The sequence below is a fragment of the Lentzea sp. NPDC005914 genome (genome assembly GCF_040629405.1).
Lineage (GTDB): Bacteria > Actinomycetota > Actinomycetes > Mycobacteriales > Pseudonocardiaceae > Lentzea.
In genome coordinates, this window is sequence record NZ_JBEXVQ010000008.1 from 298,495 (window position 1) to 323,205 (window position 24,711).

The 24,711-nt window shown below is 69.3% G+C and carries 25 protein-coding genes and 1 pseudogene; 15 read left to right on the plus strand and 11 right to left on the minus strand.

Annotated elements, in window-relative coordinates; translation table 11 throughout:
• Positions 1-49 precede the first annotated feature (49 nt).
• Positions 50-763: pseudogene (locus tag ABZ345_RS14490) on the minus strand (class I SAM-dependent methyltransferase); the annotation flags it as partial.
• 37 nt (positions 764-800) lie between these two features.
• Here ABZ345_RS14490 and ABZ345_RS14495 point away from each other — a divergent pair.
• The 6 genes from ABZ345_RS14495 (at position 801) to ABZ345_RS14520 (ending at position 6,316) form a co-directional block, all read left to right on the plus strand.
• On the plus strand, positions 801-956 hold the full coding sequence (locus ABZ345_RS14495; protein ID WP_359847535.1) for a pentapeptide repeat-containing protein: 156 nt from the start codon (positions 801-803) through the stop codon (positions 954-956).
• Positions 957-989: 33 nt separating this feature from the next.
• Positions 990-1,586, plus strand: coding sequence for a TetR/AcrR family transcriptional regulator (locus tag ABZ345_RS14500; RefSeq protein ID WP_359847405.1), 597 nt, complete (start codon positions 990-992; stop codon positions 1,584-1,586).
• A 130-nt stretch (positions 1,587-1,716) separates the two neighbouring features.
• The gene (locus ABZ345_RS14505; protein ID WP_359847408.1) at positions 1,717-2,841 is read left to right on the plus strand and encodes a substrate-binding domain-containing protein; all 1,125 of its coding nucleotides are present in this window, start codon (positions 1,717-1,719) and stop codon (positions 2,839-2,841) included.
• 73 nt (positions 2,842-2,914) lie between these two features.
• Positions 2,915-3,688 carry an ATP-binding cassette domain-containing protein gene (locus tag ABZ345_RS14510; RefSeq protein ID WP_359847411.1) on the plus strand — a complete coding sequence of 258 codons (774 nt, stop codon included), beginning with the start codon at positions 2,915-2,917 and terminating at the stop codon, positions 3,686-3,688.
• 20 nt (positions 3,689-3,708) lie between these two features.
• The gene (locus ABZ345_RS14515; protein ID WP_359847414.1) at positions 3,709-5,154 is read left to right on the plus strand and encodes an ABC transporter permease; all 1,446 of its coding nucleotides are present in this window, start codon (positions 3,709-3,711) and stop codon (positions 5,152-5,154) included.
• Positions 5,155-5,158: 4 nt separating this feature from the next.
• Positions 5,159-6,316 (plus strand): ROK family protein, encoded by a 1,158-nt coding sequence (locus ABZ345_RS14520; RefSeq protein ID WP_359847417.1) that lies wholly within the window; start codon positions 5,159-5,161, stop codon positions 6,314-6,316.
• Between the two features lie 70 nt (positions 6,317-6,386).
• Here the strand turns inward: ABZ345_RS14520 and ABZ345_RS14525 are convergent, their stop codons facing one another.
• From ABZ345_RS14525 to ppgK, 4 genes are all read right to left on the minus strand, one after another.
• Positions 6,387-6,569 carry a hypothetical protein gene (locus ABZ345_RS14525; RefSeq protein ID WP_045316573.1) on the minus strand — a complete coding sequence of 61 codons (183 nt, stop codon included), beginning with the start codon at positions 6,567-6,569 and terminating at the stop codon, positions 6,387-6,389.
• Positions 6,570-6,982: 413 nt separating this feature from the next.
• Complete coding sequence (locus tag ABZ345_RS14530) at positions 6,983-7,525, minus strand: helix-turn-helix domain-containing protein (RefSeq protein ID WP_052685410.1); 543 nt, start codon at positions 7,523-7,525, stop codon at positions 6,983-6,985.
• Positions 7,526-7,754: 229 nt separating this feature from the next.
• Positions 7,755-9,071: an RNA polymerase sigma factor gene (locus ABZ345_RS14535; RefSeq protein ID WP_359847422.1), complete on the minus strand. Its 1,317-nt coding sequence runs from the start codon at positions 9,069-9,071 to the stop codon at positions 7,755-7,757.
• A gap of 217 nt (positions 9,072-9,288) precedes the next feature.
• Entirely contained in the window at positions 9,289-10,050 is a 762-nt protein-coding gene (ppgK, locus tag ABZ345_RS14540; RefSeq protein ID WP_359847424.1) for a polyphosphate--glucose phosphotransferase, read from the minus strand.
• Positions 10,051-10,165: 115 nt separating this feature from the next.
• Between ppgK and ABZ345_RS14545 the strand changes: the two genes are divergently transcribed.
• Positions 10,166-10,969 (plus strand): inositol monophosphatase family protein, encoded by an 804-nt coding sequence (locus tag ABZ345_RS14545; RefSeq protein ID WP_359847427.1) that lies wholly within the window; start codon positions 10,166-10,168, stop codon positions 10,967-10,969.
• Positions 10,970-11,241: 272 nt separating this feature from the next.
• Here ABZ345_RS14545 and cei read toward each other — a convergent pair whose 3' ends face one another.
• Complete coding sequence (gene cei / locus ABZ345_RS14550; RefSeq protein ID WP_359847430.1) at positions 11,242-11,949, minus strand: envelope integrity protein Cei; 708 nt, start codon at positions 11,947-11,949, stop codon at positions 11,242-11,244.
• Between the two features lie 422 nt (positions 11,950-12,371).
• Here cei and ABZ345_RS14555 point away from each other — a divergent pair, with 422 nt between their 5' ends.
• The gene (locus ABZ345_RS14555) at positions 12,372-12,671 is read left to right on the plus strand and encodes a DUF4193 domain-containing protein (protein ID WP_359847433.1); all 300 of its coding nucleotides are present in this window, start codon (positions 12,372-12,374) and stop codon (positions 12,669-12,671) included.
• Between the two features lie 75 nt (positions 12,672-12,746).
• Here the strand turns inward: ABZ345_RS14555 and ABZ345_RS14560 are convergent, their stop codons facing one another.
• Entirely contained in the window at positions 12,747-13,208 is a 462-nt protein-coding gene (locus tag ABZ345_RS14560) for a DUF3093 domain-containing protein (protein ID WP_359847436.1), read from the minus strand.
• A 24-nt stretch (positions 13,209-13,232) separates the two neighbouring features.
• On the opposite strand from ABZ345_RS14560, the gene dut reads away from it, so the two are divergent.
• Positions 13,233-13,706, plus strand: coding sequence for a dUTP diphosphatase (gene dut, locus ABZ345_RS14565; protein WP_359847438.1), 474 nt, complete (start codon positions 13,233-13,235; stop codon positions 13,704-13,706).
• A gap of 4 nt (positions 13,707-13,710) precedes the next feature.
• Positions 13,711-14,325 carry a DUF3710 domain-containing protein gene (locus ABZ345_RS14570; RefSeq protein ID WP_359847441.1) on the plus strand — a complete coding sequence of 205 codons (615 nt, stop codon included), beginning with the start codon at positions 13,711-13,713 and terminating at the stop codon, positions 14,323-14,325.
• Here ABZ345_RS14570 and ABZ345_RS14575 read toward each other — a convergent pair.
• Positions 14,322-14,978: an alpha/beta hydrolase gene (locus ABZ345_RS14575; RefSeq protein WP_359847443.1), complete on the minus strand. Its 657-nt coding sequence runs from the start codon at positions 14,976-14,978 to the stop codon at positions 14,322-14,324. The two genes, ABZ345_RS14570 and ABZ345_RS14575, sit on opposite strands and share 4 nt — an antisense overlap.
• Before the next feature lie 84 nt (positions 14,979-15,062).
• Here ABZ345_RS14575 and ABZ345_RS14580 point away from each other — a divergent pair, with 84 nt between their 5' ends.
• The 3 genes from ABZ345_RS14580 to ABZ345_RS14590 all read left to right on the plus strand — a co-directional run bounded on the left by ABZ345_RS14580 (position 15,063) and on the right by ABZ345_RS14590 (position 16,730).
• The gene (locus tag ABZ345_RS14580; protein ID WP_231114856.1) at positions 15,063-15,428 is read left to right on the plus strand and encodes an OB-fold nucleic acid binding domain-containing protein; all 366 of its coding nucleotides are present in this window, start codon (positions 15,063-15,065) and stop codon (positions 15,426-15,428) included.
• Entirely contained in the window at positions 15,425-16,177 is a 753-nt protein-coding gene (locus tag ABZ345_RS14585; RefSeq protein WP_359847447.1) for a DUF3159 domain-containing protein, read from the plus strand. The genes ABZ345_RS14580 and ABZ345_RS14585 overlap by 4 nt, the downstream gene beginning before the upstream one ends.
• Positions 16,178-16,481: 304 nt before the next feature.
• Positions 16,482-16,730 (plus strand): hypothetical protein, encoded by a 249-nt coding sequence (locus tag ABZ345_RS14590; RefSeq protein ID WP_359847450.1) that lies wholly within the window; start codon positions 16,482-16,484, stop codon positions 16,728-16,730.
• Here ABZ345_RS14590 and ABZ345_RS14595 read toward each other — a convergent pair.
• Together ABZ345_RS14595 and ABZ345_RS14600 are read right to left on the minus strand one after the other, a co-directional pair.
• Entirely contained in the window at positions 16,723-19,287 is a 2,565-nt protein-coding gene (locus tag ABZ345_RS14595) for a LuxR C-terminal-related transcriptional regulator (protein ID WP_359847453.1), read from the minus strand. The two genes, ABZ345_RS14590 and ABZ345_RS14595, sit on opposite strands and share 8 nt — an antisense overlap.
• A 95-nt stretch (positions 19,288-19,382) precedes the next feature.
• Complete coding sequence (locus tag ABZ345_RS14600) at positions 19,383-21,935, minus strand: AAA family ATPase (protein WP_359847456.1); 2,553 nt, start codon at positions 21,933-21,935, stop codon at positions 19,383-19,385.
• A 124-nt stretch (positions 21,936-22,059) separates the two neighbouring features.
• Between ABZ345_RS14600 and ABZ345_RS14605 the strand changes: the two genes are divergently transcribed.
• Positions 22,060-22,560, plus strand: coding sequence for an RICIN domain-containing protein (locus ABZ345_RS14605; protein WP_359847459.1), 501 nt, complete (start codon positions 22,060-22,062; stop codon positions 22,558-22,560).
• Positions 22,561-22,615: 55 nt separating this feature from the next.
• Complete coding sequence (locus ABZ345_RS14610) at positions 22,616-23,113, plus strand: RICIN domain-containing protein (RefSeq protein WP_359847462.1); 498 nt, start codon at positions 22,616-22,618, stop codon at positions 23,111-23,113.
• A 64-nt stretch (positions 23,114-23,177) separates the two neighbouring features.
• Here the strand turns inward: ABZ345_RS14610 and ABZ345_RS14615 are convergent, their stop codons facing one another.
• Positions 23,178-24,647 carry an SPFH domain-containing protein gene (locus ABZ345_RS14615; protein WP_359847465.1) on the minus strand — a complete coding sequence of 490 codons (1,470 nt, stop codon included), beginning with the start codon at positions 24,645-24,647 and terminating at the stop codon, positions 23,178-23,180.
• Positions 24,648-24,711: the final 64 nt, after the last annotated feature.

Below are 24,711 nucleotides of genomic sequence, written 5' to 3' on the forward strand. Positions count from 1 at the left end.
GTTTTTTGCATCCGGCGAGGGCCCGGCGCGACCGCTGATATCCGATATATCAGTTGCGGGTGACGGCGACGGCGAGCGTCTCGTAGTGGGACGTGAAGCCGCCGCCGATCGCGTCGATCGCGGTGCCGACGCCGTCCATCAGCTCGGCGGCCTGCTCGGTCGTGAGCAGAGCCAGCGGGCTCATGGTGAGCATCAGGTCGAGGTACTCCGCGGTCGTGTAGGAGAGGTCCCAGGCGGCGCTCCACTGCTGAGGGCCGGAGAACTCGCCGGTGCCGACGAACTGGTCGGCGGTCCGCTCGCAGCCACCCCGATACGACGCGAGCGCCTCCTCGCGGGTGTGGCCGATGCGGAACGGCGTCTCCGGTGCGATCCGCTGGTAGACCTCGGCGAGCGCGTGCGCGACCGGGTCCGGCATCGCGAACACGTGCCACAACGCGACGAACACGCCGCCGGGACGCAGCACCCGTGCCGCCTGGCGGGGTCCTTGCTCGGCGTCGACCCAGTGCCACGCCTGGCCCGCGACGACGGCGTCGAACTCGCGGCCGGCCGGGTCCCAGGTCTCGAACTTCGACACCTCGACCGGCACACCGGTCTCGCGGGCGAACCGGGCCATCTGCTCGTCGTGCTCGACGCCGACGACCTCGAGCCCTGCGGCGATCAGCTGGCGGGACAGCTTGCCGGTGCCGCAGCCGACGTCGACCACACGCGGTCCGGGACTCGCCGTGACGATCCGCGCGACCAGTTCGTCGGGATAGGGCGGGCGGGTGCGGTCGTAGCGGGCGGCTTCCGCGCCGAACGAGGTGGCGAGCCGCTCGGCGAGTTCCGGGTCGAACTTCCCGGGGTCGGACTTCTCGGGGGCGAGATTATCTGGGGCGAGATTCTCTGGGGTGGACTTCTGCGCGTCGACCTTCTCCGGTTCTGGCTTCTCACCTAAAGTGGGCATGCGCCCACCCTAGTGGGCAAGTGCCCACTCAGCTAGGAGAACAGGCGTGCCCACCGGTGTGCATCTCCGTGACGTGCGAGGACAGCTCTTCGACGCCGCGGAACGCCTCCTGGTAGAGGGCGGCCCGAGTGCGCTCACCAGTCGTGCGGTGACGACCGAGGCCGACGTCGCCAAGGGTGTGCTGCACAGGCATTTCGACGACTTCGACGCGTTCCTCGCGGAGTTCGTCCTCGACCGCGTCGACAAGATGGACGCGCGCGCGAAGGCCCTCCTGGAATCGGCAGGTACGGGAGACGTCGTCGGCAACCTCGCGGAGGCGATCACCGCCGTCTTCACCGGAGTCGCCGTCGCGATCGTCGCCCTCGTGACCTTCCGCGACGACCTGCGCAGGCGGCTGCGCGAGACGTGGCCCGCGGGCGTGCCCGTGCTGACCGAGGCCGCGATCATGATCAAGGCCTACCTGGAGCGCGAACGGGAGCTGGGCCGCGTGAGCGACCTCGACGCCGACGGGGCCGCGCCGATGCTCATCGGCACCGGGCACCTGCTCTTCGCCGACCGGGACGCTCCGCCATCGGACAACGCGGTGCGCCGAATGGTCGCAAGTGTTGTAGCGCCGTGGTTACGCTCTCACGACTCTGGGTAGTCAAATGACGCGGAGGTTGCCGCATCGTTACGACTTAATCGATACAGTGTGGTTCCGGTCACGCATATGTCGGGCATACGTTGTGCGCCACAACATTCTCTGTGACACAGCGCAGTGAAAGGGATGGCGGATGCGCAGCAAGACTCTCGCTTCCATCGCCGTTACCGCGGGCCTCGCCCTGGCGGTCTCGGCGTGCGGCGCCAACACGTCCTCCGGCACCGGAGGAAGCACCGACACGAAATCTGGCAGCGGCAATGGCGCGAAGGTCGGCGTGATCCTTCCTGAGACCGCCTCCTCCGCTCGCTGGGAGGGCTTCGACAAGCCGCTGCTCAAGGCCGCTCTGGAGAAGGAGGGGCTCGTCCCCGACATCCAGAACGCGCAGGGTGACGTCCAGAAGTTCAGCACCCTGGCCGACGGCATGATCAACGCCGGCGTCAAGGTCCTGATCATCGCGACGCCCAACAGCGAGGTCGGCGCTTCCGTCGCCAAGAAGGCGCAGGCGCAGGGCATCCAGGTCATCGACTACGACCGCCTGAACACCGGTGGCTCCTCGTCCTACTACGTGTCGTTCGACAACGTGAAGGTCGGCGAGCTGCAGGGTCAGGGCTTCGCCGACGCGATGAAGGCCGCTCCGCAGAACGCGAACGTCATCGAGATCGAGGGCGCGCCGACGGACAACAACGCCACCCTGTTCGCTCAGGGCCAGCGCAAGGTCCTCGACCCGCTCTACAGCGCCGGCAAGCTCAAGCTGGTCCAGTCCCAGCCGATCGACAACTGGGACAACCAGAAGGGTGGCCAGGTCTTCGAGCAGATCCTGACCTCCAACGGCGGCAAGGTCGACGGCGTCGTCGCCGCGAACGACGGCCTCGCCGGCGCCGTGATCACGGTGCTGAAGAAGGTCGGCCTGAACGGCAAGGTGCCGGTCACCGGTCAGGACGCCACCCCGGACGGCCTGCAGGCCGTGCTCCGCGGTGACCAGTACATGACCGTGTTCAAGCCCATCAAGGACGAGGCCGAGGCCGCCGCGAAGCTGGCCGCAGCCCTCGCCAAGGGCGACACCGCCGCCGCCGACGCCCTCGCGACCGGCAAGACCAAGGACGACAAGGGCAACCGCGACGTCAAGTCCGTGCTGCTGACCGCTCAGCTGATCACCAAGGACAAGGTCAAGTCCGTTGTGGACGCGGCCTTCGTCAAGGCCGCGGACATCTGCGTCGCCGACACCCAGGCCGCCTGCACCGAGCTCGGCATCAAGTAGGACCGCTTGCGTCAAGGCGGGGTGCGGAACTGCGCACCCCGCCTCGGCGCGTGGTAACCACGGAGGAACCCCAGTGAGCGAGCCGATTCTCGAGCTGCGCGGCATCAACAAGAGCTTCGGTCCCGTGCACGTCCTGCACGACATCGACCTGACCGTCAACCCGGGCGAGGTCACCGCGCTCGTCGGCGACAACGGCGCGGGCAAGTCGACGTTGGTCAAGTGCATCGCGGGCATCCACCCGACCGATTCGGGAGAGGTCCTGTTCGAGGGACAGCCCACGCACATCAAGGGCCCGCGCGACGCCGCGGAGCTCGGGATCGAGGTCGTCTACCAGGACCTCGCGCTGGCCGACAACCTCGACATCGTCCAGAACATGTTCCTCGGCCGCGAACGCACCAAGGCCGGTCTGCTCGACGAGACCGACATGGAACAGGCGGCGCGCAAGACGCTGGCCTCGTTGTCGGTGCGCACGGTCAAGTCGGTGCGCACGCAGGTCGCGTCGCTGTCCGGTGGTCAGCGCCAGACCGTCGCGATCGCCAAGGCCGTGCTGTGGAACAGCAAGGTCGTGCTGCTCGACGAACCCACCGCCGCACTCGGCGTCGCCCAGACGCGGCAGGTGCTCGACCTGGTCCGCCGGCTTGCCGAGCAGGGCCTCGGGGTCGTCCTGATCAGCCACAACATGAACGACGTCTTCGAGGTCGCCGACAAGATCGCGTGCCTCTACCTCGGACGCATGGCCGCGGTCGTGGGGTCCAAGGACGTCACGCACGGCCAGGTGGTCGAGCTGATCACCGCCGGTCGTTCCGGTGACCTGGGCATCGCCCGCCCCGAGGCGGCGACGATCTGATGAGTTCCGAAGAGGCGAGCATGACCGACACCACCGAAACGCACGAACACGGGCACGATCACGACACCCCGCAGCAGCAGGGCGCGATCTCCGACTTCGGCATCGACACGACCTCCATGTCCACCGGCGAGGCGGTGCGCGACTACTGGGCCAGGGTCCGCGGCGGTGAGCTCGGCTCGCTGCCCGCGTTGCTCGGGCTCGTTGTGCTGCTCATCGTGTTCAGCTCGCTGTCCGACACGTTCTTCACCCTCGGCAACCTCGCCAACCTGCTCCAGCAGGGCGCCAGCATCACCATCATCGCGATGGGCCTGGTGTTCGTGCTGCTGCTCGGCGAGATCGACCTGTCGGCCGGTACCGCGTCCGGTGTGACGGCGGCGGTGATGGCACTGCACCTGATCCACAACGGCAACCTGCTCGGCGGCATGGGCGACACGGTGTTCTACGTGTTCTGCGGCCTGCTGGTGCTCGCGATCGTGCTCTCGGCGCTGATGAAGATCTGGGCGGGTACGGCGCTCTCGGCCGTCGCGCTGATCATCGCCGCGGTCGGCATACCGGCGAACGCCTGGCTGGAGATGCTGCTCGCGGTCTGCGTCGGCGCGGCCATCGGCTCCATCACCGGCTTCCTTGTCGCCAGGGTCGGCATCCCGTCGTTCGTCGTGACCCTGGCGCTGTTCCTCGTCTGGAACGGCGTGGTGCTGCAGTTCATCGGCCAGGGCGGCACGCTCGGCCTGCGTGACGACACGATCTTCAACGTCGCCAACGGCAACCTGAACTTCGTGGGCTCGTGGGCCCTGTTCGTCATCGCCGTCGGCGGCTACGCGGCGATCGTGCTCACGCGGCACTTCTCCCGGCTCCGCAAGGGACTCGTGGCCCAGCCCACCTCGCTGGTGCTGGCCAAGATCGGTGCCCTCGCACTGCTGGCCGCGGTGATCACCTACGCGCTCTCGCTCAACCGGGCGCCGAGCAACCTCGTGATCATCGAAGGCGTGCCGTACGTGGTGCCGGTGGTGCTCGTGCTGCTGGTGATCGGCACGTTCGTGCTCGACCGCACCAGCTACGGCCGGCACATCTACGCCGTCGGTGGCAACAAGGAAGCCGCCCGCCGCGCCGGTATCAACGTCGAGCGCATCCGGATGAGCGTCTTCGTGATCGCGTCCTCCGCGGCCGCGATCGGCGCGATCGTGTACTCGTCCAAGGTCGGCTCGGTCGACCCGAACGCCGGTGGCGGCAACACGCTGCTGCTGTCGGTCGGTGCGGCCGTCATCGGCGGCACGTCGCTGTTCGGCGGCAAGGGCCGGCTGCGCGACGCGGTCATCGGTGGCGCGGTGCTCGCGATCATCCAGAACGGCATGGGCCTGCTCAAGCAGCCCGCCGCCGTCGTGTTCATCGTGACCGGCCTGGTCCTGCTGCTCGCCGCGAGCGTCGACGCGTTGTCCCGCCGCCGGGCGGCCAACGCGGCTCGCTGACGAGGTGACAGGACCTACGTCCGGCACTCGTCCCGACGAGATCCGCAGGCACAACAGGACGGCGCTGCTGCGTCGCCTGCACATCGACGGACCGTCCACCAGGGCGTCGCTCGCGGCTGAGCTCGGGCTCAACCGCAGCACCATCAAGGCCCTGGTGGACGGCCTCGCCGAAGCCGGTGTGGTGGCCGAACGCGTGCCCGCTCAGCGCAGCGGTGCCGGCCGCCCCTCGCTGCTCGTCCTGCCCCAGCCGCACGCCGCGGTCGTCATCGCGATCGACGTGCGGGTGGAGCAGGTGGCGATGGGCTTCGTGGGCCTGGGCGGGGAGATCCTCGGGCGCGACAGCTGGAACCTGCACAACCGGACGCGTGATCCGGGAGAGGTCATCACGCACATCGTCGAGTCGGCGCGCCTCATGGCCGACGACCTCGACGTCACCGCGGTCGGGGTCGGCGTGTCGGTGCCGGGTGTCGTGCGGCGCTCGGACGGCCAGGTGCACGAGGCACCGAACCTGCACTGGACGGGCGTCGCGCTCGGCAAGCGCCTGGAGGCGGTGCTGAAGCTGCCGGTCCAGGTCGGCAACGACGCGGAGCTCGGAGCGCTGGCGGAGCACGTGCGCGGTGCGGCCCAGGCGTCCTCGGACATGGTCTACATCTCCGCGGACGTCGGCGTCGGCGGCGGTGTGATCCTGTCCGGGCAGCCGTTGCGCGGCGCGGGCGGTTACGTCGGCGAGCTCGGGCACATGGTCGTGCGTCCTGGCGGCCGTCGCTGCTACTGCGGCTGCGACGGGTGCTGGGAGACCGAGGTCGGCGAACCGGCGCTGTGCCGGGCTCTGGGGCTGCCGGACGACGCCCCTCGTGGCGCCGTCGTGGCGGCGCTGAAGGCGTTGGACGACCCGTCGCTGCTGGAGGAGTTCGCGGACTGGCTGGCACTGGGCCTCGCGAACATCGTCAACATCCTCGGCCCGGAACTGGTGGTGCTGGGCGATCTCTACACCGCGCTGCCACCGTCGCTCGTGGACTCCGTGGGAACCGTGGTGCAGCGGCGCAGTCTCGTCTCGCGCGCGGTCGGCGGGACGCAGATCGTGACGTCGCCGCTGGGCAGGGACGCGAAGCTGATCGGCGCGGCCGAGCTCGCGTTCGAACCGGTGCTGGACGCGCTGTAGGACGCCGTAGAAGCGAAGGGGGCGGAGATCCGTGAGGATCTCCGCCCCGAGCGGCGAGGTGGGGTGGAAGTCAGCCCTGCTGAATTTCAGCAGCGAGTTCGCGCAATTTCTCACTGTGCGCCCGGGCGTGGTGCCCGCAGAACAGCAGCTCGCCCCCGGACGGGAGCAAAGCGCGAACCTGGGCAGCAGCCCCGCAGCGGTCGCAGCGGTCGGCAGCGGTCAACTCGGGGCGGGTGAGTGCTGCAGTCATGATGAATCTCCCTCCGTCCCGGCAACGGAACTGGAGTGTTCCGGTGCCCTCTTACCAAGCTGCGACCACAGCGCCCCTGGCCGGTGCGCGGTGCTCGCTGGCTCCACTCTGACAGACGTTCTGGCGATAGTCAGTGTTCCCGTGTGCGTGGCGACTCGCGTCACTATGCGATTTACCCGACTGCAGCAGGCTTACACATGCATTTGCCACCGGTTCACCGTCTTGACACGCACGGAGCGCAACCGTAAACCCGCTGGTGGAGCAGCGAATTACGGCTGTTCGGTCTGTTGCGTGCGACCGGGAGTGTGATATCGGTTGCCCTTGTCCGCCCGCAGCGAACAGGTCACGAACGTCCCACGATTCGGACGCGGCACCGTGATCAAAATCCCGGTCGTGCGGCCGTTCGGAGTAGTGGATCAGCTCGCGAGGGCCGCGCTGATCGCTCGCGCGGCGTGCCCCACGGCCTCCCTCAGCGCCGTGGCGCTGCGGCCGCTGTCGAGCACAGCGGACACGGTGCCGATGACGCTGCTGGACGGTGTGCGCACCGGAGCGCTCACGAACTCCATGCCCGCCGGAACCGTGGCACCGGGACGCAGCCGCGCCACGTCCTCGGCGCGCACGATGCTCGCCGCGGCGACGAGCACCCGGTCGCGCCGGGGTACCGCGAGGATTGTCGACGTCCTGATCGTCGCGGACAACGCGCGCAACGGCTGCCGTGCCACCCGCAGAATGCCGGGGGCGGGTTCCCACGCCTGCCCGAGCCGGAACATCTGCGCGCCGATGCGGTAGCGGCCGCGGACGTTCTCGACCGCGCCGAGCACCTCCATCTGGTCCAGAAGGCGGTGCACCGTCGTCTTCGGCATCTCGCAGCGGTCGGCGAGTTGCGTGAGCCCCAGCTCACCCTCGTCCATCAGCTTGTCCAGCAGCGAGAAAGCCCCTTCGAGTACTGACCTGCCCATTTTTTCAGCCCCCCTCGTTCCGGTGTCCGGAACTGTCCCTGTGCACCCTCCGGCACAGCCACACACTGATGCTGTCGCGGATGCATAGGCGGCACATGAGTACATGGGTACTCATCTTTTGCATGCGTCCGATCACGCCTGGTCACGGCACGCGGGCGAGAAACCGGAACAAAAAAGATCCCCGCACCGAACCGGTGCGGGGATCTCTGCGTATGTCTGAATGAAAGGACTAGTCGAGGTAGTCGCGCAGCACCTGCGAGCGCGACGGGTGACGCAGCTTCGACATCGTCTTGGACTCGATCTGGCGGATGCGCTCACGCGTGACGCCGTAGACCTGGCCGATCTCGTCCAGCGTGCGCGGCTGGCCGTCGGTCAGGCCGAAGCGCAGCCGGACGACGCCCGCCTCGCGCTCGGACAGCGTCGCGAGCACGGACTGGAGCTGGTCCTGCAGCAGCGTGAACGAGACGGCGTCGACAGCGACGACGGCCTCGGAGTCCTCGATGAAGTCGCCGAGCTGGCTGTCGCCCTCGTCGCCGATCGTCTGGTCCAGCGAGATGGGCTCACGCGCGTACTGCTGGATCTCCAGCACCTTCTCGGGCGTGATGTCCATTTCCTTGGCGAGCTCTTCGGGCGTGGGCTCGCGGCCCAGGTCCTGGAGCAGCTCGCGCTGGATGCGACCGAGCTTGTTGATGACCTCGACCATGTGCACCGGGATGCGGATGGTGCGGGCCTGGTCGGCCATCGCGCGGGTGATCGCCTGCCGGATCCACCAGGTGGCGTACGTGGAGAACTTGTAGCCCTTGGTGTAGTCGAACTTCTCGACGGCGCGGATCAGACCCAGGTTGCCCTCCTGGATCAGGTCCAGGAACGCCATGCCGCGGCCGGTGTAGCGCTTGGCCAGCGACACGACGAGACGCAGGTTCGCCTCGAGCAGGTGGTTCTTGGCGCGCTCGCCGTCACGGACGATCCAGCGCAGGTCGCGACGGAGCTGCGGGGTGAGCTTCTCCGCCTCCTCCTCGGAACGGCGCACGCGCTCGGCGGCGTAGAGACCCGCCTCGATGCGCTTGGCGAGCTCGACCTCCTCCTCGGCGTTGAGGAGGGCGACCTTGCCGATCTGCTTGAGGTAGGCGCGAACGGAGTCGGCCGACGCGGTGAGCTCCGCGTCCTTGCGCGCCTGGCGCAGGGCCTCGGACTCTTCCTCGTCCCAGACGAAGTCGCCCTTGTTCTCGGGGTCCTCCGCCTCCTCCGGCTCGTCCACGACCGGCTCGTCGACGATCTCGACGTCCTCGACCAGGTCCTCGGCGCCGGGAGCGCCTTCGATGTCCTCGGGCTCATCGCCGCTCTTGGCGGTGCCCTTCGCGGCAGGATCGGCCTTGCCGGCCGTCTTGCGCGGCGCCTTGGCGGCGGCTGCGGGCTTCTTCGCTGCCGCAGCGGTCGTCTTGCGCTTCGGCTTCTCCTCGGCCTCGCCGGCCGCGGTCGCCTTGGTCGTCTTGGCGGCGCTCGCGGCGGAGCTGGAGCGTCGGGTTGCGGTTTCTGCGGCTGCCACGTACGCCCTTTCGCGACGGTCGTTCAAGGCAAACCAGAGGGCGCGAAACCTCGGTCGCCAGAGTTCAGGGGATCTCCCCGCCGATCTTGCTTGGCGGGTGTGCGTTCCATTGTAACGACGTCGGTGACGCGGTGTTGCGCCCCGAGGTCGTTCGGGGCGCTCTCACCTGCGTTCTCGCAGCTAGAACGCGTCGGACACGTTTCGGTGTCGACCAGTTCTACGGGCGCACACCGTGTGCGGCGGCCCAGGCGGCACCGACGATGCCCGCGTCGTTCTTCAGTGCGGCCGCAACTACCTCGGTGCGCACCTCGAGCAACGGCAACCACTTGTGCGCCTTCTTGCTCACACCGCCACCGGCGATCACCAGGTCGGGCCAGATGAGGTCCTCGAGCACGTTGATGTACCGCGAGACACGAGGGGTCCACTCCTCCCAGGACAGGCCCTTCTCCTCCTTCACGGAGGCGGCCGCGCGCGACTCGGCGTCGTGCCCGTCGACCTGGAGGTGCCCGAACTCGGTGTTCGGGACCAGCTTGCCGTCGAGGAACACCGCGCTGCCGATGCCCGTGCCGAACGTCAGCAGCACCACGGTCCCGTCCTTGCCAACGCCCGCGCCGAACGACATCTCCGCGATGCCGGCCGCGTCCGCGTCGTTCATCACGACGATGTCCTCGGGCTTGCGCTTGAGGCGTTCCGCGAAGAGCCGCTGCGCGTCGCAGTTGATCCAGCTCTTGTCCACGTTCGCCGCGCTCAGAGCCACTCCGTGCTTGACCACGCAGGGGAGCGTGACGCCGACCGGCCCGTCCCACTGGAACTTCTCGACGATCTCGGCGACAACCTCGGCCACCGCCTCCGGCGTCGAAGGCTGGGGCGTGGGGATCCGCATGCGTTCGCCGTCCAGTGCTCCTGCTTCGAGGTCGACCAGACCGCCCTTGACGCCGGAACCGCCGATGTCCACACCGAACCCGCGGGTGATGCCCATCCCCGTGGTCCTTCCTACTCGATCCTGCTGGTTTCGATTCAGTACTGGTGGTGCGCAGACATTAGCCTGACGTTGTCCGATAGTCCCGTGCTAGTGACGCAGGAGGGAACCGGTCGTGTTCGATCCCCGGCCACTCGTCGACATCGCCACAGCCATCGGACGGGAAGCGGGCGCTCTTGTTCAGCGCATGCGCGCTTCCGCCGTCGTCTCGTTCGACACCAAGAGCACCTCCACCGACGTCGTGACCGCCGCCGACCGCGCCTCGGAACAACTCGTCCGGACGCGTCTGTCCGAGTTGCGCCCCGGCGAGCCGATCCTCGGCGAGGAGGAAGGCGGCCCGGATGGCGGTATCGCCGAGGGACTGACCTGGGTCGTCGACCCGATCGACGGCACCGTCAACTATCTCTACGGAATCCCCTGGTACTCGGTGTCGATCGCAGCGCAGCTCGACGGCGAGTCCGTCGCGGGGGCGGTGGTCGAGCCTTCGACCGGCCGCGTGTGGACCGCCGCGCGTGGCCACGGCGCGTTCCTGGACGGCACGCCGCTGCACGTCTCCGCCACGACCGACCTGTCGTTGTCCTTGCTGGGCTACGGCTTCGCGTACCGGCCGGAGCGGCGTCAACGTCAGGCCGACACGTGGGCCGCGATGTCGACCCGCGTCCGCGACCTGCGCCGGGCCGGTGCGGCCTCGCTCGATCTGTGCTCGGTCGCCGCTGGACGGCTCGACGCCTACGCCGAGCACGGCCTGGGCCGCTGGGACTGGGCGGCCGGTGGGTTGATCGCCTCGGAGGCCGGTGCCGTCGTGCGGCTGCCCGGCTCGTCGCCGGAACTGGGGGAGGACGCGACGTTCGCGGCGGCTCCCGGCATCGCCGACGCCATGCACGACGCGCTCGTCGAGTCGGGCTTCGGCAAGGTCTGAATCAACGTCGCGGATCAACGTCGAGGTTGACTGAATCAACATCGACGTTGACTCAGTCAATGTTGACGGGTGCCCGTTCAGTCAACGTGGACAGCAGGGTGACGACTTCACGCACCTCAGGCACGTGGATCAGCTCTGCCGCCGAGGCTGAACCGCATCCATCCCAGATCCCGGCGCAGGAACACGGACCGACGCATCGGCATGCCACGCCACGCCACAGGACGCGCTTGTCCGGAAGAAGATCGACCCCATGGGGCCGAGGTAACTAGACGTCAGCCGCAGGTCACGTCGCGCGCGCCGGCCAGGTTGTCCGGGTTCAGCGTCGGCCGGGTGGCCGCCGAGGCCTGCCCGCCCTGCTGCTCCGGCTGCTGCTCCGCCCACTCCTTGAGCTGGTCGAGCACCTTGCGGGCGTCGCTGTTCGGCTTGACCTCGTCGAACTTCTTGCCGACCGCGATGTCGACGGTGGCGTCCTGGCGGTCGTCGCGCACCAGTTCCAGGCACGGTTCGAGCAGCGACAGCGTGCGGGCCGCCTCGGAGCCGGGCGCGCCGAAGCGGATCTGACCGCGGCAGCTCATGTCGCCCGCCGGGTAGATCGGGTCGTTGTCAGGCTCGGCCGCCTGCTTCAGGCCCAGTTCGGTGAACTGGGTCGCCACGGTCTTGGCGTGGTTGCGCTGGGTGGAGGCGTTGACGACCTTGAAGTTGACCTCGCCGAGCGGGACCGGGCTGGTGCGGTCGAGCGCGTCGTGGTCGAGCACGGTGCCCAGCGGTGGCGGCGGCGCCGTCGAATCGGCCTCCGGAGTGGCCGAGGTGGTGACGTGACCTGGCGCGTTGCACTTGATCGCCGCGTCCACGTCGCCCGCGCTGCCGAGCACCTTCACCCACACGAACACGGAACTGACCAACAGCACCGCGAACAGGACGAGCGCGGGCACGGGCCGACGCCGCTTGTAAGGCGACAAACTTCCCGATACGGATCCCACGTCCGAGGCCCTCCCCGTGTCCGTCCTCTGCTGATCAGCCTAGGCCCTGCCCGGCTGTCGCGCGCCCCGGCATGCGTGACCCACCGCACCGGCCTGATTGCTCACAGTCAGGACGGTACCGGCCCCGCGCCGGGTTGCACGCTGTGCCGCACGCGCTCCCGCACAGGGTATCGGTCCAGCGTACAAAGGTTGTGTCACCCGTCCGGTCGGTAAGGGGTAACCCGATGTCGAGTCACTCGGGCAATGAGCTACCCTCTGCGCGCTCCGCACACATGTGGATCAAGCCGGACGGTCACGTCACGGGGGTTGGCTTGACTCACGGGTGTGAGAGACCTACGTCACCTTGACGTGGGGCACAAAAGACGTCGCTGGAGCGTTAACCAGCGACACGAACAGTCTCCGTAGACCGCAGGGGTGAAAAGATGGCGACCGACTACGACGCGCCGCGTCGCAGCGAGGCGGACGAACTCGCTGAGGACTCCCTCGAGGAGTTGAAGGCCCGGCGGAACGAGACGCAGTCCGGCGTCGTGGACGTCGACGAGGACGCGAGCGCGGAGAACTTCGAGCTGCCCGGTGCGGATCTGTCCGGCGAGGAGCTCACGTTCAAGGTCCTGCCCAAGCAGGCCGACGAGTTCACGTGCTCGAAGTGCTTCCTGGTGCACCACCGCAGCAGGCTCGCCGAGGACCACAACGGCGTGTACATCTGCCGCGACTGCGCCTGAGCGAGAATCCGCCGATCAAGACTGGGCGCTCACCCGCACGGGTGGCGCCCAGTTGTGTTTTTCCGGACTGCTTTTTCAGGACTTGATCGCGGCGACGAGCTCTTCCGGACGCCGGGTGCTGATCATCCAGTACGGCGTCGGGTCCTCCGGGTCGTTCACCAGCACCCGCACGACCGGCTTGACCCAGCCGCGGTGCAGGACGTACGCGGCGGGGTCGAGGAACGGGCCCATGGCCTTGCGCCGGTCCTGCGGCGCGATGATCTCGGCGTCGCCCAGCAGGTCCAGCGGGATGTGGGCGTCGCCGGCCCTGAGCTCACCGCCGGACACCTCGACCTTCGTCGAGCTCCACTTCACGAGGAGCGCGACCGTCAGCGGCAGCAGGATCACGTACGGCAGCCAGGAACGGACGCCGGGGAAGCCCATGTGCACCTCGGCGGCCAGCAGCCCCGCGGCCAGCAGCATCAGCAGCCAGAACCACGGCGTCACGTACAGGCGCTCGCGGAAGGTCGTAGTGGCGGTCACGGCAGTCTCACTCACGTCGTCAGGGTAATCTCGCCCGCCGTGTCCAGCGTCGAGGTGTTGCTGACCCGGCTCGATCCGGGGGTTCCCGTGCCCGCCTACGCCCGTCCCGGCGACGCGGGCGCCGATCTGGTCACCACGTCGGACGTGGTCATTGCACCAGGCGAGCGCGCGGTCGTCGGCACCGGTGTCGCGATCGCGCTCCCGGCCGGGTACGCGGGGTTCGTGCACCCTCGTTCCGGACTGGCCGCGCGGGTCGGGCTGAGCGTGGTCAACACGCCCGGCACGATCGACTCCGGCTACCGCGGTGAGATCCGGGTTTGCCTCGTGAACCATGATCTCCGTGAGCCGATCGCGCTGTCTCGCGGCGACCGGATCGCCCAGCTCGTCGTGCAACGCGTCGAGCACGCGGTGTTCCACGAGGTCACCGAGTTGCCGGAGACGGAACGCGGTGCGGGAGGCTATGGCTCGACCGGCGGGCACGTGGTGCTCGCCCGTACGCAAGCAGAGGGGTAAGGGCATGTTCGGAAGGCGCCGCAAGCGCGGTCGTCACTCCGCGGGGGCCGTGGAGACGGGTTCGGAGCACGACGAGGTTTTCGACGACGTCGACGGCCCGTGGGACTCGACGGTGGCGCCCCATGACGACGTGCAGCGGCTCGACCTGGGATCGGTGCAGCTGCCGATGCCGGACGAGGCCCAGCTGCAGGTCGAGATGGACCAGCAGAACGGTGCCGTGCGCGCGGTGCACGTCCTCACGTCCGTTGGGCAGCTGACGGTCAGCGCGTTCGCCGCGCCGAAGTCCGGTGGCCTCTGGAAGGAGGTCGGCGCCGAGCTGATCGACGGCCTCAAGGAGGACGGCGCCCGCATCAACCGCGAGAACGGCGAGTGGGGCGAGGAGATCACCGCGCGCAACCAGGGCGTGCAGATCCTCTTCGTCGGCGTCGACGGACCGCGCTGGATGCTGCGCGGTGTCGCGGCCGGTCCCGAGGAGCACTTCGCGCAGAACTCCGAGGCGTTGCGGGAGATGCTGCGCGGCACCGTGGTCGTGCGCGGTGACCAGCCGATGCCGCCCCGCACCCCGCTGCCGGTCGAGCTGCCCGAAGCGATCGCCCGGCACATCCAGCAACAGGACTAACGCGCCCGCTGCCACGCCTGCACCGCGCGCCCCAGAGCGTGCGGGTAGGCGTCCAGCGTCGTCGTGGTCAGCACGGCCCGCGGGATGGCGTTCGCCCACTGTTCCGCGATCTCGATCGGGTGGATCGGGTCGTCGGTGCACCCGACGATTCCCGTTGGCACGTCCAAGGTCTTCAGCTCCTCGAGCGTGGGCGCCGCCGACGTGGCGGCTTCTTCGAGGTGCGGCACCAGTTGGTCACCGTAGCCGCGCCAAGCCCTCGTCAGCTCGTTGCGCAGCCAGCCGGTCGTGCCCTGAAGGGCCGTTTCGAGACCCTGGTTCGCGACGATCTCCGCGCTGATCTTCGCGGCCTGCGCTGCCGGTGCGTGCTCGGGAGTGCCCGTCCACGCGGGCAGAGCGAGGATCAACCCCGCGCACTTGCCCGGATTCCGCACTGCCCACGCGGCGGCGACGTGCGCGCCCAGTGAGACGCCACCCACCACGATCGGGTGGCCTGTGAAGGCATTTTCGAGGGCCGTCAACCGTTCACTGAGTGTGCGGACGCGCGGAGCGGTCAGAACAGCGCCGACCTGCGACAACGGGTCGGCGAACACGGATCGGACAAACACCTCGTCGGAGGCGGTTCCGGGCAGCAGGAGGACAGTCTCGGCAGGCACGCCCGAGATTGTCGGCCCTCGTGCGTACCCTCACTCTCAGACGGTCCACACCACGGGGCCACCAGAGCACTGCAGGAGTCGGGGATGAGCGGCTATTGGCGCCGCTTGGTGAAGCGCTTGACCAGCGACGTCACCGAGCTCGACGCGGATGATCTCTCGCGGAAAGCGGAGGCCGTCGGCGCGGTGAAGGCCTGCGACTGCAAGTCCGGTGAGGAGGTCACCGTCCTCGGCAGGCTCCGCAGCGTGGAGCTCTGTCCCCGGGACGCGGCCGCCACACTGGAAGCCGAGCTCTACGACGGCACCGAGGGCGTCACCCTCGTCTGGCTCGGCCGCCGTCGCATCGCGGGAATCGAGCCTGGTCGGACGATCAAGGCTCGGGGCCGCATCGCCGTGCGCGACGGGCGCAAGGTGCTCTACAACCCCTATTACGAGTTGCAGAACGCTTCATGACCTCAGCTGAGACCGAAGAAAAGCAGCCCACTCTCCTCGAGCAGATGGGCGGCGTGAGCGGAATGCTCTTCTCGTCGCTGCCCGTCGTCGTCTTCGTCATCGTCAACTTCGCCGCCAAGAACCTGATGGCCGCGATCATCAGCGCGCTGGTCGCCGCCGTCGTGATCGGCGTCGTCCTGGCCGTGCGCAAGGGCAACGTCCAGCCCGCGATCTCCGCTGTGTTCGGCGTGGGCATCGCGGCGTTCATCGCCTACAAGACAGGCGAGGCCAAGGGTTTCTTCCTCTTCGGCATCTGGCAGAGCGTCGTCTACGGCAGCGCGTTCCTGCTGTCGATCATCGTTCGCTGGCCGCTCGCCGGAGTGATCTGGACCGTCCTCAACGGCCGCGACCGCGCCTGGCGTTCCGACAAGGCCTCGGTGCGCGACTACGACATCGCCACCTTCGTGTGGGCGCTGGTCTTCTTCGCGCGCTTCGTGGTGCAGCGCTGGCTCTACAACGAGGACCAGGTCGGCTGGCTCGCCGTGGCCCGCCTCGGCATGGGCTACCCGCTGATGGCCATCGCGCTGCTCGCGACGGTCTGGGCGGTCCGCCGGGCCGACAAGCGCCTCAAGGCGGCCGAGGAAGCCGCCGAGGCCTCCACGACCGTCGACGAGGTGCTGGCCCGCACGGCGGACGACCTGCTGACGCCCGACATGGACGAGCTCAAGCGCGTCGTCGACTCCGAGGCCCGCGACAAGTCCAGAGACTGATCTGCACTACATCTGATCTCGCGGCCGGCGCCACCCCCAGGGCGTCGGCCGCGTCCTTTTCCCGGTGCGGATGGTCCTTGTTGTCCGAGGCGCACGGATCAGCTGGTTGGTCCGAGCACCGTCCGCAGTTCGTCGCGTCCCGTCACCCCGAGCACGCCGCCGAGGCCTCCGCGACTGTCGACGAGGTTCTGGCCCGTACGGCGGACGACCTGCTGACGGCCGACATGGACGAGCTCAAGCGCGTCGTCGAGTCCGGTGCCACACCTAGGGCGTCGGCCGTGTCCTTTCCCGGTGCGGATGGCCCTTGTCGTTCGAGGCGCACAATCAGCTGGTTGGTCTGAGCACCGCCCGCAGCTCGTCGCGTCCCGAGCACGCCGCCGAAGCCTCCACGACCGTCGACGAGGTGCTGGCCCGTACGGCGGACGACCTGCTGACGCCCGAGATGGACGAGCTCAAGCGCGTCGTGGAGTCCGACGCTACCCCCAGGGCGTCAGCCGCGTCGTTATCTCCCGGCGCGGATAGCCCTTGTCGTCCGAGGCGCACGATCAGCTGATCGGTCCGAGCACCGTCCGCAGCTCGTCGCGTCCCGTCACCCCGAGCACGCCGTAGATCGCGTGCAGGTGGTTGTCGACGGTCCGCTTCGACGTGTGGAGCTTCTCGGCGATCTGCTGGTTCGTGAGCCCGGACGTGGCCAGCCGGGCCACCTCCACCTGGCGCCGGGTCAGGTGGGTCAGGCCGTCCGCGCGCAACGCCGGTGTGCGGACGCCGTCGAAGTCGCGCATCAGCAACGCCTGGCGCGCCGAGGCCTGGGAAGCGGCGCGGACGTTGCCCTGGGTCCGGTGCAGGCGCGCGGCGGAGGCGAGGGCCTCGGCGGCGTACAGGGTGGCGCCCATCCGCCGGAAATCCGCCGCCACGGCCTCCAGGACGGTCGGTGCGGCGTGGGCGAGGGCGGTCGCGTGTGCCGCGTAGGCCAAGGGCAGCGGGCCGTCCATCGTGGACGTGAGGGCCGCCAGCCGCAGTGACGTGTCGACGCCGAAGCGGGCCGCGTCGTGCAGGGCCACCACCTCGCTGCCGTGCATGCCGAGCTCGGCGCACTCGTCGGCCGCCGCCATCGCGGCGTCGGCGGCGCCGCGGACGTCACCGGCGGCGGCGAGCACCCAGGAGCGGGCCAGCGACACCGAGGTCCCGGTCAGCCGCCAGGCCGGTCGGCGAGCCTTCTCGGCACGGGCCATGGCGTGCAGGGCAAGGTCTTTGTCGCCGCACAACGCCGCGGCGGTGGCGAGGCTCGCGAGCACGATCGTGTCGAAGACCAGTGGCTTTTCCCCTGTCTTCGAACTGCCTTCGCGTGCCAGGCGCAGGGCCTGGGAGCCGTGGCCACGCATGCGCGCACAGAACGAGAGCACGCCGTGGAGCGACGTCGGGCCGCTGAAAGCCAGCTCGTCGAACGACGCGTCGAGCGTCGTCAGCGCGAGGCTCTCCGCCTCGGCGAGGTGGCCGGCGTACGCCAGCGCGAAGCAGCGCACGCGCAACGCACCGTGGTCCGGTGGCGGCGAGTCTCCGCTCACCGCCCGCATCTCGGCGTCGTAGCGGTCGACCTCCTCGCCGACCTCGCGGTACCGGCCCGCCTGGACGAGGCACAACGCCCTGATCAGTCGCATGTGGAGGAACAGGTGCGGCGTGAGGGGCTGGTACGTGCTCTCCAGTACCTCGGCCACGTTGCGGCGGTGGGCCTCCTGCAGGAGCCGCGTCATCTTCAGGAAGTCCCGCAACTCGTCCGGCAGATCCGGTACGTCGACGCTGTCGAGCACCGCGGTGGCCGCCTCCGCGTCGCCCAGCGCGAAGTAGAGGTTCAGCGACCTGGTGGCGCCGAGGCGGCTCAGGTCCGCGGCCGACAACGGGCCCGCCATCACGTCGGCTAGCGTGGCCTCGGCCTGCTCCGGTGCGCGACCGTGCATCAGCACCTGGCCGAACACGTGCCCGACCCGGCTCAGCCCGCCCTCGTCGACCGCGGCACGGCACAGGCGTTCGGCCAGCGTGACGTCCTGCGCGGACCACGCCTGCTCGGCGGCCGCGACCAGCAGATCGATTGAGATCGGCGAACCGCCGTCGAGCCGCCACGTCGCGATCCGCATGAGGTCTTCGCGGCGACGTGCGCCCGTCGCCTCCAGCCCCGCCGCCAACGCGCGTTGGTGCGACTGCGCGCGCACGGGAGGACAAGTCGCCCGCAACAAGCTGCCGTACAAGGGATGCCCGAGCCGCACGACGGTCCGCCGTCCCGACGACTCGACCCGGATCAACGCGCGGGTCTCCAGGTCGTCGAGCGCCTCCTCCTGCACCAGCGACGCCAGCAGGTCCAGCTCCACCGGTTCGGAGTACGCGAGCAGCTCCAGCCCGTGCCGGTGCGAGGGCTCCAGCCGCCCGAGGTTCTCCTGCACGAGCTCGCCGAGCCGGCCGCCCAGCTCGATCGCACCGTGCCACGACCAGATGCCCTCGGCCTCGCGCAACGACCCGACCGCACGCCCGGACACCACGAGTTCCCTGAGGTACAACGGGTTTCCGGCGCTGCCCGACCACAGCAACGCCGCCGACCGCGCGTCCACCGGCCCGTCCAGCGCGCGTTCCAGCAGGAGATCGGACTCGGCCCGCGCCAGGTCCCCGAGCGGGTACCGCTGCAGCAGCCCCTCCTGCCACAGCTCGGCCCGCTCACCGGGCCGCGACGTCACCAACACGCGCGCATGTCCGTGACGGATCACGTGATGCAACATGCCGATGGACGCGTCATCGAGCAGATGCGCGTCGTCCACCACGATCGCCAACGGTTGCGGTTCAGCCAGAAGATGCTCGACGGCGCGACCGAGCGGGTTCGCCGTGCGCATGTCGGCGGGCAGCATCGCGGCGAGGGCCCCGAACGGGATGGACGACGTCGCCACGGTCGCGTAGCAGCGCCGCACGGTGGTCCTGGTCTGCTCGAGCCGCGTCACGACCTCGTCCGCGAGCCGGGTCTTGCCCACCCCGGCGGGCCCGACGAGCGCGGCGCCTTTTCCGTTCGGCTCGGTGAGAGCGGACATCACGTCCTGAAGCTCCCGCACCCTGCCCACGAACGGCCACACAACTCGCAGTGTGCCTAAGTCTCCCTCGACTGTGCACAGAGTTTCACTCGAGTCCGAGCAGGATGGGCACGAAAGTGTGGGCGTCTGCCCACGATTCATCCCTGTCCGAAGAGCGCGCGCAGCCCGCCCCGTCCCGTCACACCCACCGCCGCGTAGGTCGTGTGCAGATGGTTGTCCACGGTGCGTTTAGCGATCGCGAGCCGTTCGGCGATCTCCACGTTGGTCAGCCCCGCCACCGCCAGACGCGCGATCTCCAGCTGACGCGGCGTCAACGCGGCGAGCGTGCTCGTCACCGCCAGACCGGGCGTGGTGGCGCCGTCGAACGACTCCGCGAGCGCTGAGGCCTGCCGCTCCAGCCGTTCCGCGTCACGGGGACGGTCGTGCAGGCGCGACAACCGGCTGGCCTCCGCGAACGCCTCGGCCGCGTACAAAGTGGCACCGAACGACGTGAACGCCGCCGCCACCTCCTCAAGCCCCGCCGAGTCACGCAACGCGCGCGCCTGGGCGTGTGAGGCGTACGCGGTCGTCAGCGGATCCCGGCGCGTCTTGGCCAGCTCCAGCAGCCGTGGCGAGGTGTCCGCCCCGAACCGCGCCGCGTCGTGCAGCGACACGATCTCCTCGGAATGAGCGCCGTGAGCCCGTGCCGCGGCGGCGTTGTCCAGTGCGGCCTGCATCGCCTCGTTGACGTGTCCCGCGCCCGCGAGCACCCACGCGCGCGCGGCACCCACCGCGAACCGTGCGATCCGCCACGCCGGTTTCAGCCCGTCCTCGGCGCGCGCCAACGCCCGTTGCGCGCGGTCGGACTGACCCTGCAACGCCGCCCCGGCCGCGAACTCGGCCAGCAGCAGCACGTCCCACATCATCGGCAGGGCGCCCGACTCTGGGATGCCCTCCGCGGTGATCCGCACGGCGGCCGCGGCCTGACCGCGCAACCGCGCGCTCTGGCTCAGCAGCACCCGCGGCGGCACCTGGGTGACCGACCAGCGGTCCTCCTCGATCACCTCGGCCAACGCCTGCGCGGCCCGCGTCTCGGCGTTCACCAGGTCACCACAGCGCAGGATGCACTCGTTGCGCACCCAGTTCGCCGCGTTCGTCAGCGACGGGAACCGCCCGGCCGTCGCCATGACCGCCTCGTGGTTCGCGTCGATCCGCGACAGCGCCTCGGTGTAGCGGCCGGCGAACTGGTCCGCGAACGCCAGCACCTGCCGGCCCGCCGTCGCCGCCCAGCCGCCCTCGGCGATCAGCAGCTCACCGCCGAGCCGCGCGATCCGCAGCGGCGCGGACTCCAGCGCGAACGTCAGCGCGAAGAACAGCACGGCGTGCTCCAGCTCGGGCGGCAGGTCCTGTGCGGTGACCTCGTCGAGCACGGCGACAGCCGCGTCCTCGTCCCCGAGACCGAAGAACAGGTTGAACGCGCGCGTACAGCCCACCTGGATCACCGTGAGCATGTCGCCGCCCGCCGCCATGGTCTCGGCGAGCACCTCTTCGGCCTGTGCGCACTGTCGCTGGTACATCAGCACCAGCCCGAGCACGAGCCCTACGCGTGACGTCGCCCCACGGGCCACGGCCGCGCGCGAGAGTCGTTCGGCGAGCTCCCAGTCCTGGGCGGAAAGTGCCTGCTCAGCGGCCCGCGCGAGAACGTCCGGCGACTCCGCCGCGCCGCTGTCCAGCCGCCACGTCGCGACTCGCACCGCGTCACCGGGCCGGTCCGCGCCTTCTGCCTCCAGCCGGTCGGCCAGGGCTCTTCGGTGCGCTCTGGCTCTCAACGTCGGGCACGTCGCACGCAGGCGCGCGCTGTAGAGCGGATGCGCGACGCGCGCGCGTCCGTCGTCACCGACGCGCACGAACCCCATGTCCACGAGGTCCTGCGGGATCGGCATGAGCTCGGGCTCCAGCGGTTCCCCGTACGCGAGCAGCTCCAGCGCACGCCGCTGCGGTTCCGCGAGCCGTCCGAGCGTCAGGTCGACGAGCTCGGCGAGCCGTCCGGACAGCTCCAGCGGCCCGCTCCAGCTCCAGCCGCCCTGGGTCTCGGTGAGCACGCCCGAGTGCCGTCCCGCCGCCACGAGTTCCTTGAGGTACAACGGGTTGCCCTGGCTGTTCGCCCACACGAGGTGCCGGGTCGAGGCGTCGGCGGGCCCGCCGAGCGTGGACGTCAGCAACGCCTCCGCGCGCTCCTGGTCGAGGGCGTCGACGTGGACGACGGTCAGCCCGTCGACACCGGGCCACCCCAGCCGTGCCGTGCAGATGACCCGCGTCAGCTTGTGGCGCACAACGTGCTGCAACACCAACAACGAAGCGTCATCGAGCAGATGAGCGTCGTCGATCGACAACACCCGCCGCCCGCCGCGTGTGAGGTGCTCGGCGGCGGCACGCACCGACGACGCGGCGAGGAAACCGGGACCTGGCGCGCCCGCGGGAAGGTCCGTGGGCACGTGCGACGCGATCGCGCCGAGCGGGATCCGGGACGTGGCGACCGTGGCGTAGCACCGCACGACGGGGTGCGGCACAACGGCGAGCACCTCCGCGGCCAGACGCGTCTTGCCGGCTCCGGGAGGACCCGATAGCAGCACCGCGCCGTCCACGGCCAGCGCCCTCAGCGCGGCCCGCAGCTCAGTCTCGCGCCCGACCAGGGGCGACTGATCGCTCACAGCTGGTAAGTGCTCGCTTCCGTTGAGCAGATACCCAAGTTGAGCATGCCCATGCTCATGACGACGACATCAGGCCCTCTCAGGATGTCCTGAGTGCCGAGTCCCGGCACGAAAAGGGGGAGTCATGAAGAAGGCAGTGGCTCTGGCCGCGCTCGCGCTCGTCGGGGGAGCGGTGTTCGCGACCACGTCGTCGTCGGCGGGGGCGGCAGAGGAAGGTTCCGAGATCAGGTCGTCGTACAACAACCGGTGTTTGACCGTGGCGCACTTCAACGCGGGTGACGGCGCATCGGTGCACATGTACGACTGCAACGGAGCCACCACGCAGAAGTGGGTGAACGACCGCGGGCGCCTGCGCAACGTGTTCGGCAACAAGTGCCTGGTCCCGTCGATCGGCAACGGTGACAACGGCGCCAGCCTGAGCATGTTCACGTGCGACTTCGGCGGCAGCACCGGCGGCTGGCAGGTCTTCTACCAGTCCGGGCAGGCCGGGGAGGAGGGGCGGGTTCGCACCGCCATCGGCCCCAACCGGTGCATCGAGATCTCCGGCGCGAACTGGTGGCAGGGCGCGTCCGTGCAGCTGTGGGACTGCGCGGGTGGCAACCACCAGCGCTGGGCCGCTCTCTGACCAGTCTCGAACCAGGCGGTTGTATCAGGCGGGGCGCGGCGAGCGTCAGGACCGCATGAAACCTTTCGTGCGCAAGATCGCGCTTCTGGCCTCGCTCGCGCTCGTCTCGGGCGGTCTGCTCGTCAGCACGTCCGCCTCGGCCGGTGCGGTGGCGGGCTCCTACGTCCAGTCGAAGTTCAACGGCCGGTGCATGACCGCCGCCACCGACCAGGAGGGCGCCGGCGTCATCATGGTCGACTGCCAGGGCGCCCCGACCCAGTACTGGTACTGGGACGGGCTGAAGCTGCGCAACGGCAGCAACGGCAAGTGCCTGAGCGCCGCCTGGGGCAACGGCGACAACGGCGCGGCGCTGCAGCTGTTCAACTGCTGGGCGGGCGACAACGCGTTCCAGATGTTCTACCGCCCGGCCTCGCACGACTACGAGGTCGGCCGGATCCGGTCGTGGCTCGGCGGCAACCGGTGCGTCGAGATCGCGGGCTCGAACTGGTGGAACGGCGCCTCGGTGCAGCTGTGGGACTGCCACGGCGGCGGCAACCAGTACTGGTGGGTCTAACACCCATATCCGATATATCGCATATCGGCTGACGTGCCGATATGCGATATATCAGCGTGCGGACTCAGGCGGTGAACTTCGCCGGGATCCCGTTCTCGCTCGGCGTGATGCTCGGCGTGACGTTCTCAGGTGAGCTCTTCATGGCGTCCATGAGCTGACGCGCCAGGCCGAGCCCCGTCCCTCCCATCGAGAGCGCCTTCGTCAACAGGTCGGACACCCCGTCGGCGCCGTTGAACACGACCATGTGGTCGACGTTCCCGAACGCCTTCGACGCCGCCTCCACGATCTCCGGCCACTTCTCCGCGAGCTGCTGGGCGACGACGGCGTCGGGGTTCTCGGCGAGCGCCGCCGACCGCGCGCTGATCGCCTCCGCCTCGGCGAGACCCTGCGCCTTGCGCGCCTCGGCCTCGGCGAGACCTTGAGCCCTGGTGGCTTCCGCCGCGGCCAGACCGCGTGCCTTCGCGGCGATCGCCTCGGCCTCACCGGTCGCCCTGGTCGCCTCCGCCTGGGCAGTCGCCGCGGCCTTCACCCGTGTCGCGTCGGCCGCCGCCCGCAGTTCGATCTCGCGGGCCTGCGCCTCGGCACGCGCGATCTGGGCGTCGCGGTCGGCGTCGGCCAGCGTGCGCGTCTGGTAGGCCTTCGCGTCGGCGGGCTTGCGGACCTGCGCCTGCAGCTTCTGCTCGGCCAGATCTGCCTCGAGCTCGACCGCCTTCGTCTCCTGCACGACGACCAGCTGCCGCGAGGTCGCCATGGCGAGCGGGCCCGACTGCTCCGACTCGGCCTTCGCCCGGTCGATCTCCGCCTGGTACGACGCGGACTTGATCTGCGCGTCCCGCCACGCGGCGGCCTTCTTGGCGTTCGCGACCTGCTCCGCTTCGGTGGCCTCCTGGTCGCGCTGCGCCTCGGCGATGCGCGCGGACGCCGCGATGGCCGCCGCGTGCGGCTTGCCCAGGTTCGTGATGTACCCGGTCGTGTCCTCGATCTCCTGGATCTGCAGGGAGTCCACGATCAGGCCCAGCTTGCTCATCTCGTCCGCGGACGAGTGCCGCACCTGGGCGGTCAGCGCTTCCCGGTTGTGCAGCATGTCCTCGATCGTCAGGCTGCCGACGATCGACCGCAGGTGCCCGGCGAACAGCGAGTGCGTCTTGTCGTCCATCCGGTCCTGCTGGTCGAGGAACCGCCGCGCCGAGTTCGCGATCGAGGCGTAGTCGTCACCGACCTTGTAGATCACCACGCCGCGCACGTGCACCGGAATGCCCTGGCTGGTCACGCACGAGACCTGCAGATCGGCCACCCGCGTGTCGAGCGAGAGCCGGCGGGCGGTCTGGAAACCGGGCAGCACCAGCACGCCCTTACCGGTGACGATCTTGAACGTCAGGCTGTCGGCCGTGTCGCGCAGTCCGCGCGCGCCGAGACCGGAAATGATCAACGCCTCGTTGGGCTCGGCAACTCGCCACAACGCGCGCAGGAGCAGGAAAAGGATCAACACGGCGAAAATGACGCCGCCGATGCCGAATAAGAGAGTTTCGTCCATTTCGCAGTCCCCCTAACGATGGGGAGACCTCGCTCCGGAAGCCTCCCACGACAACAACGTCGCC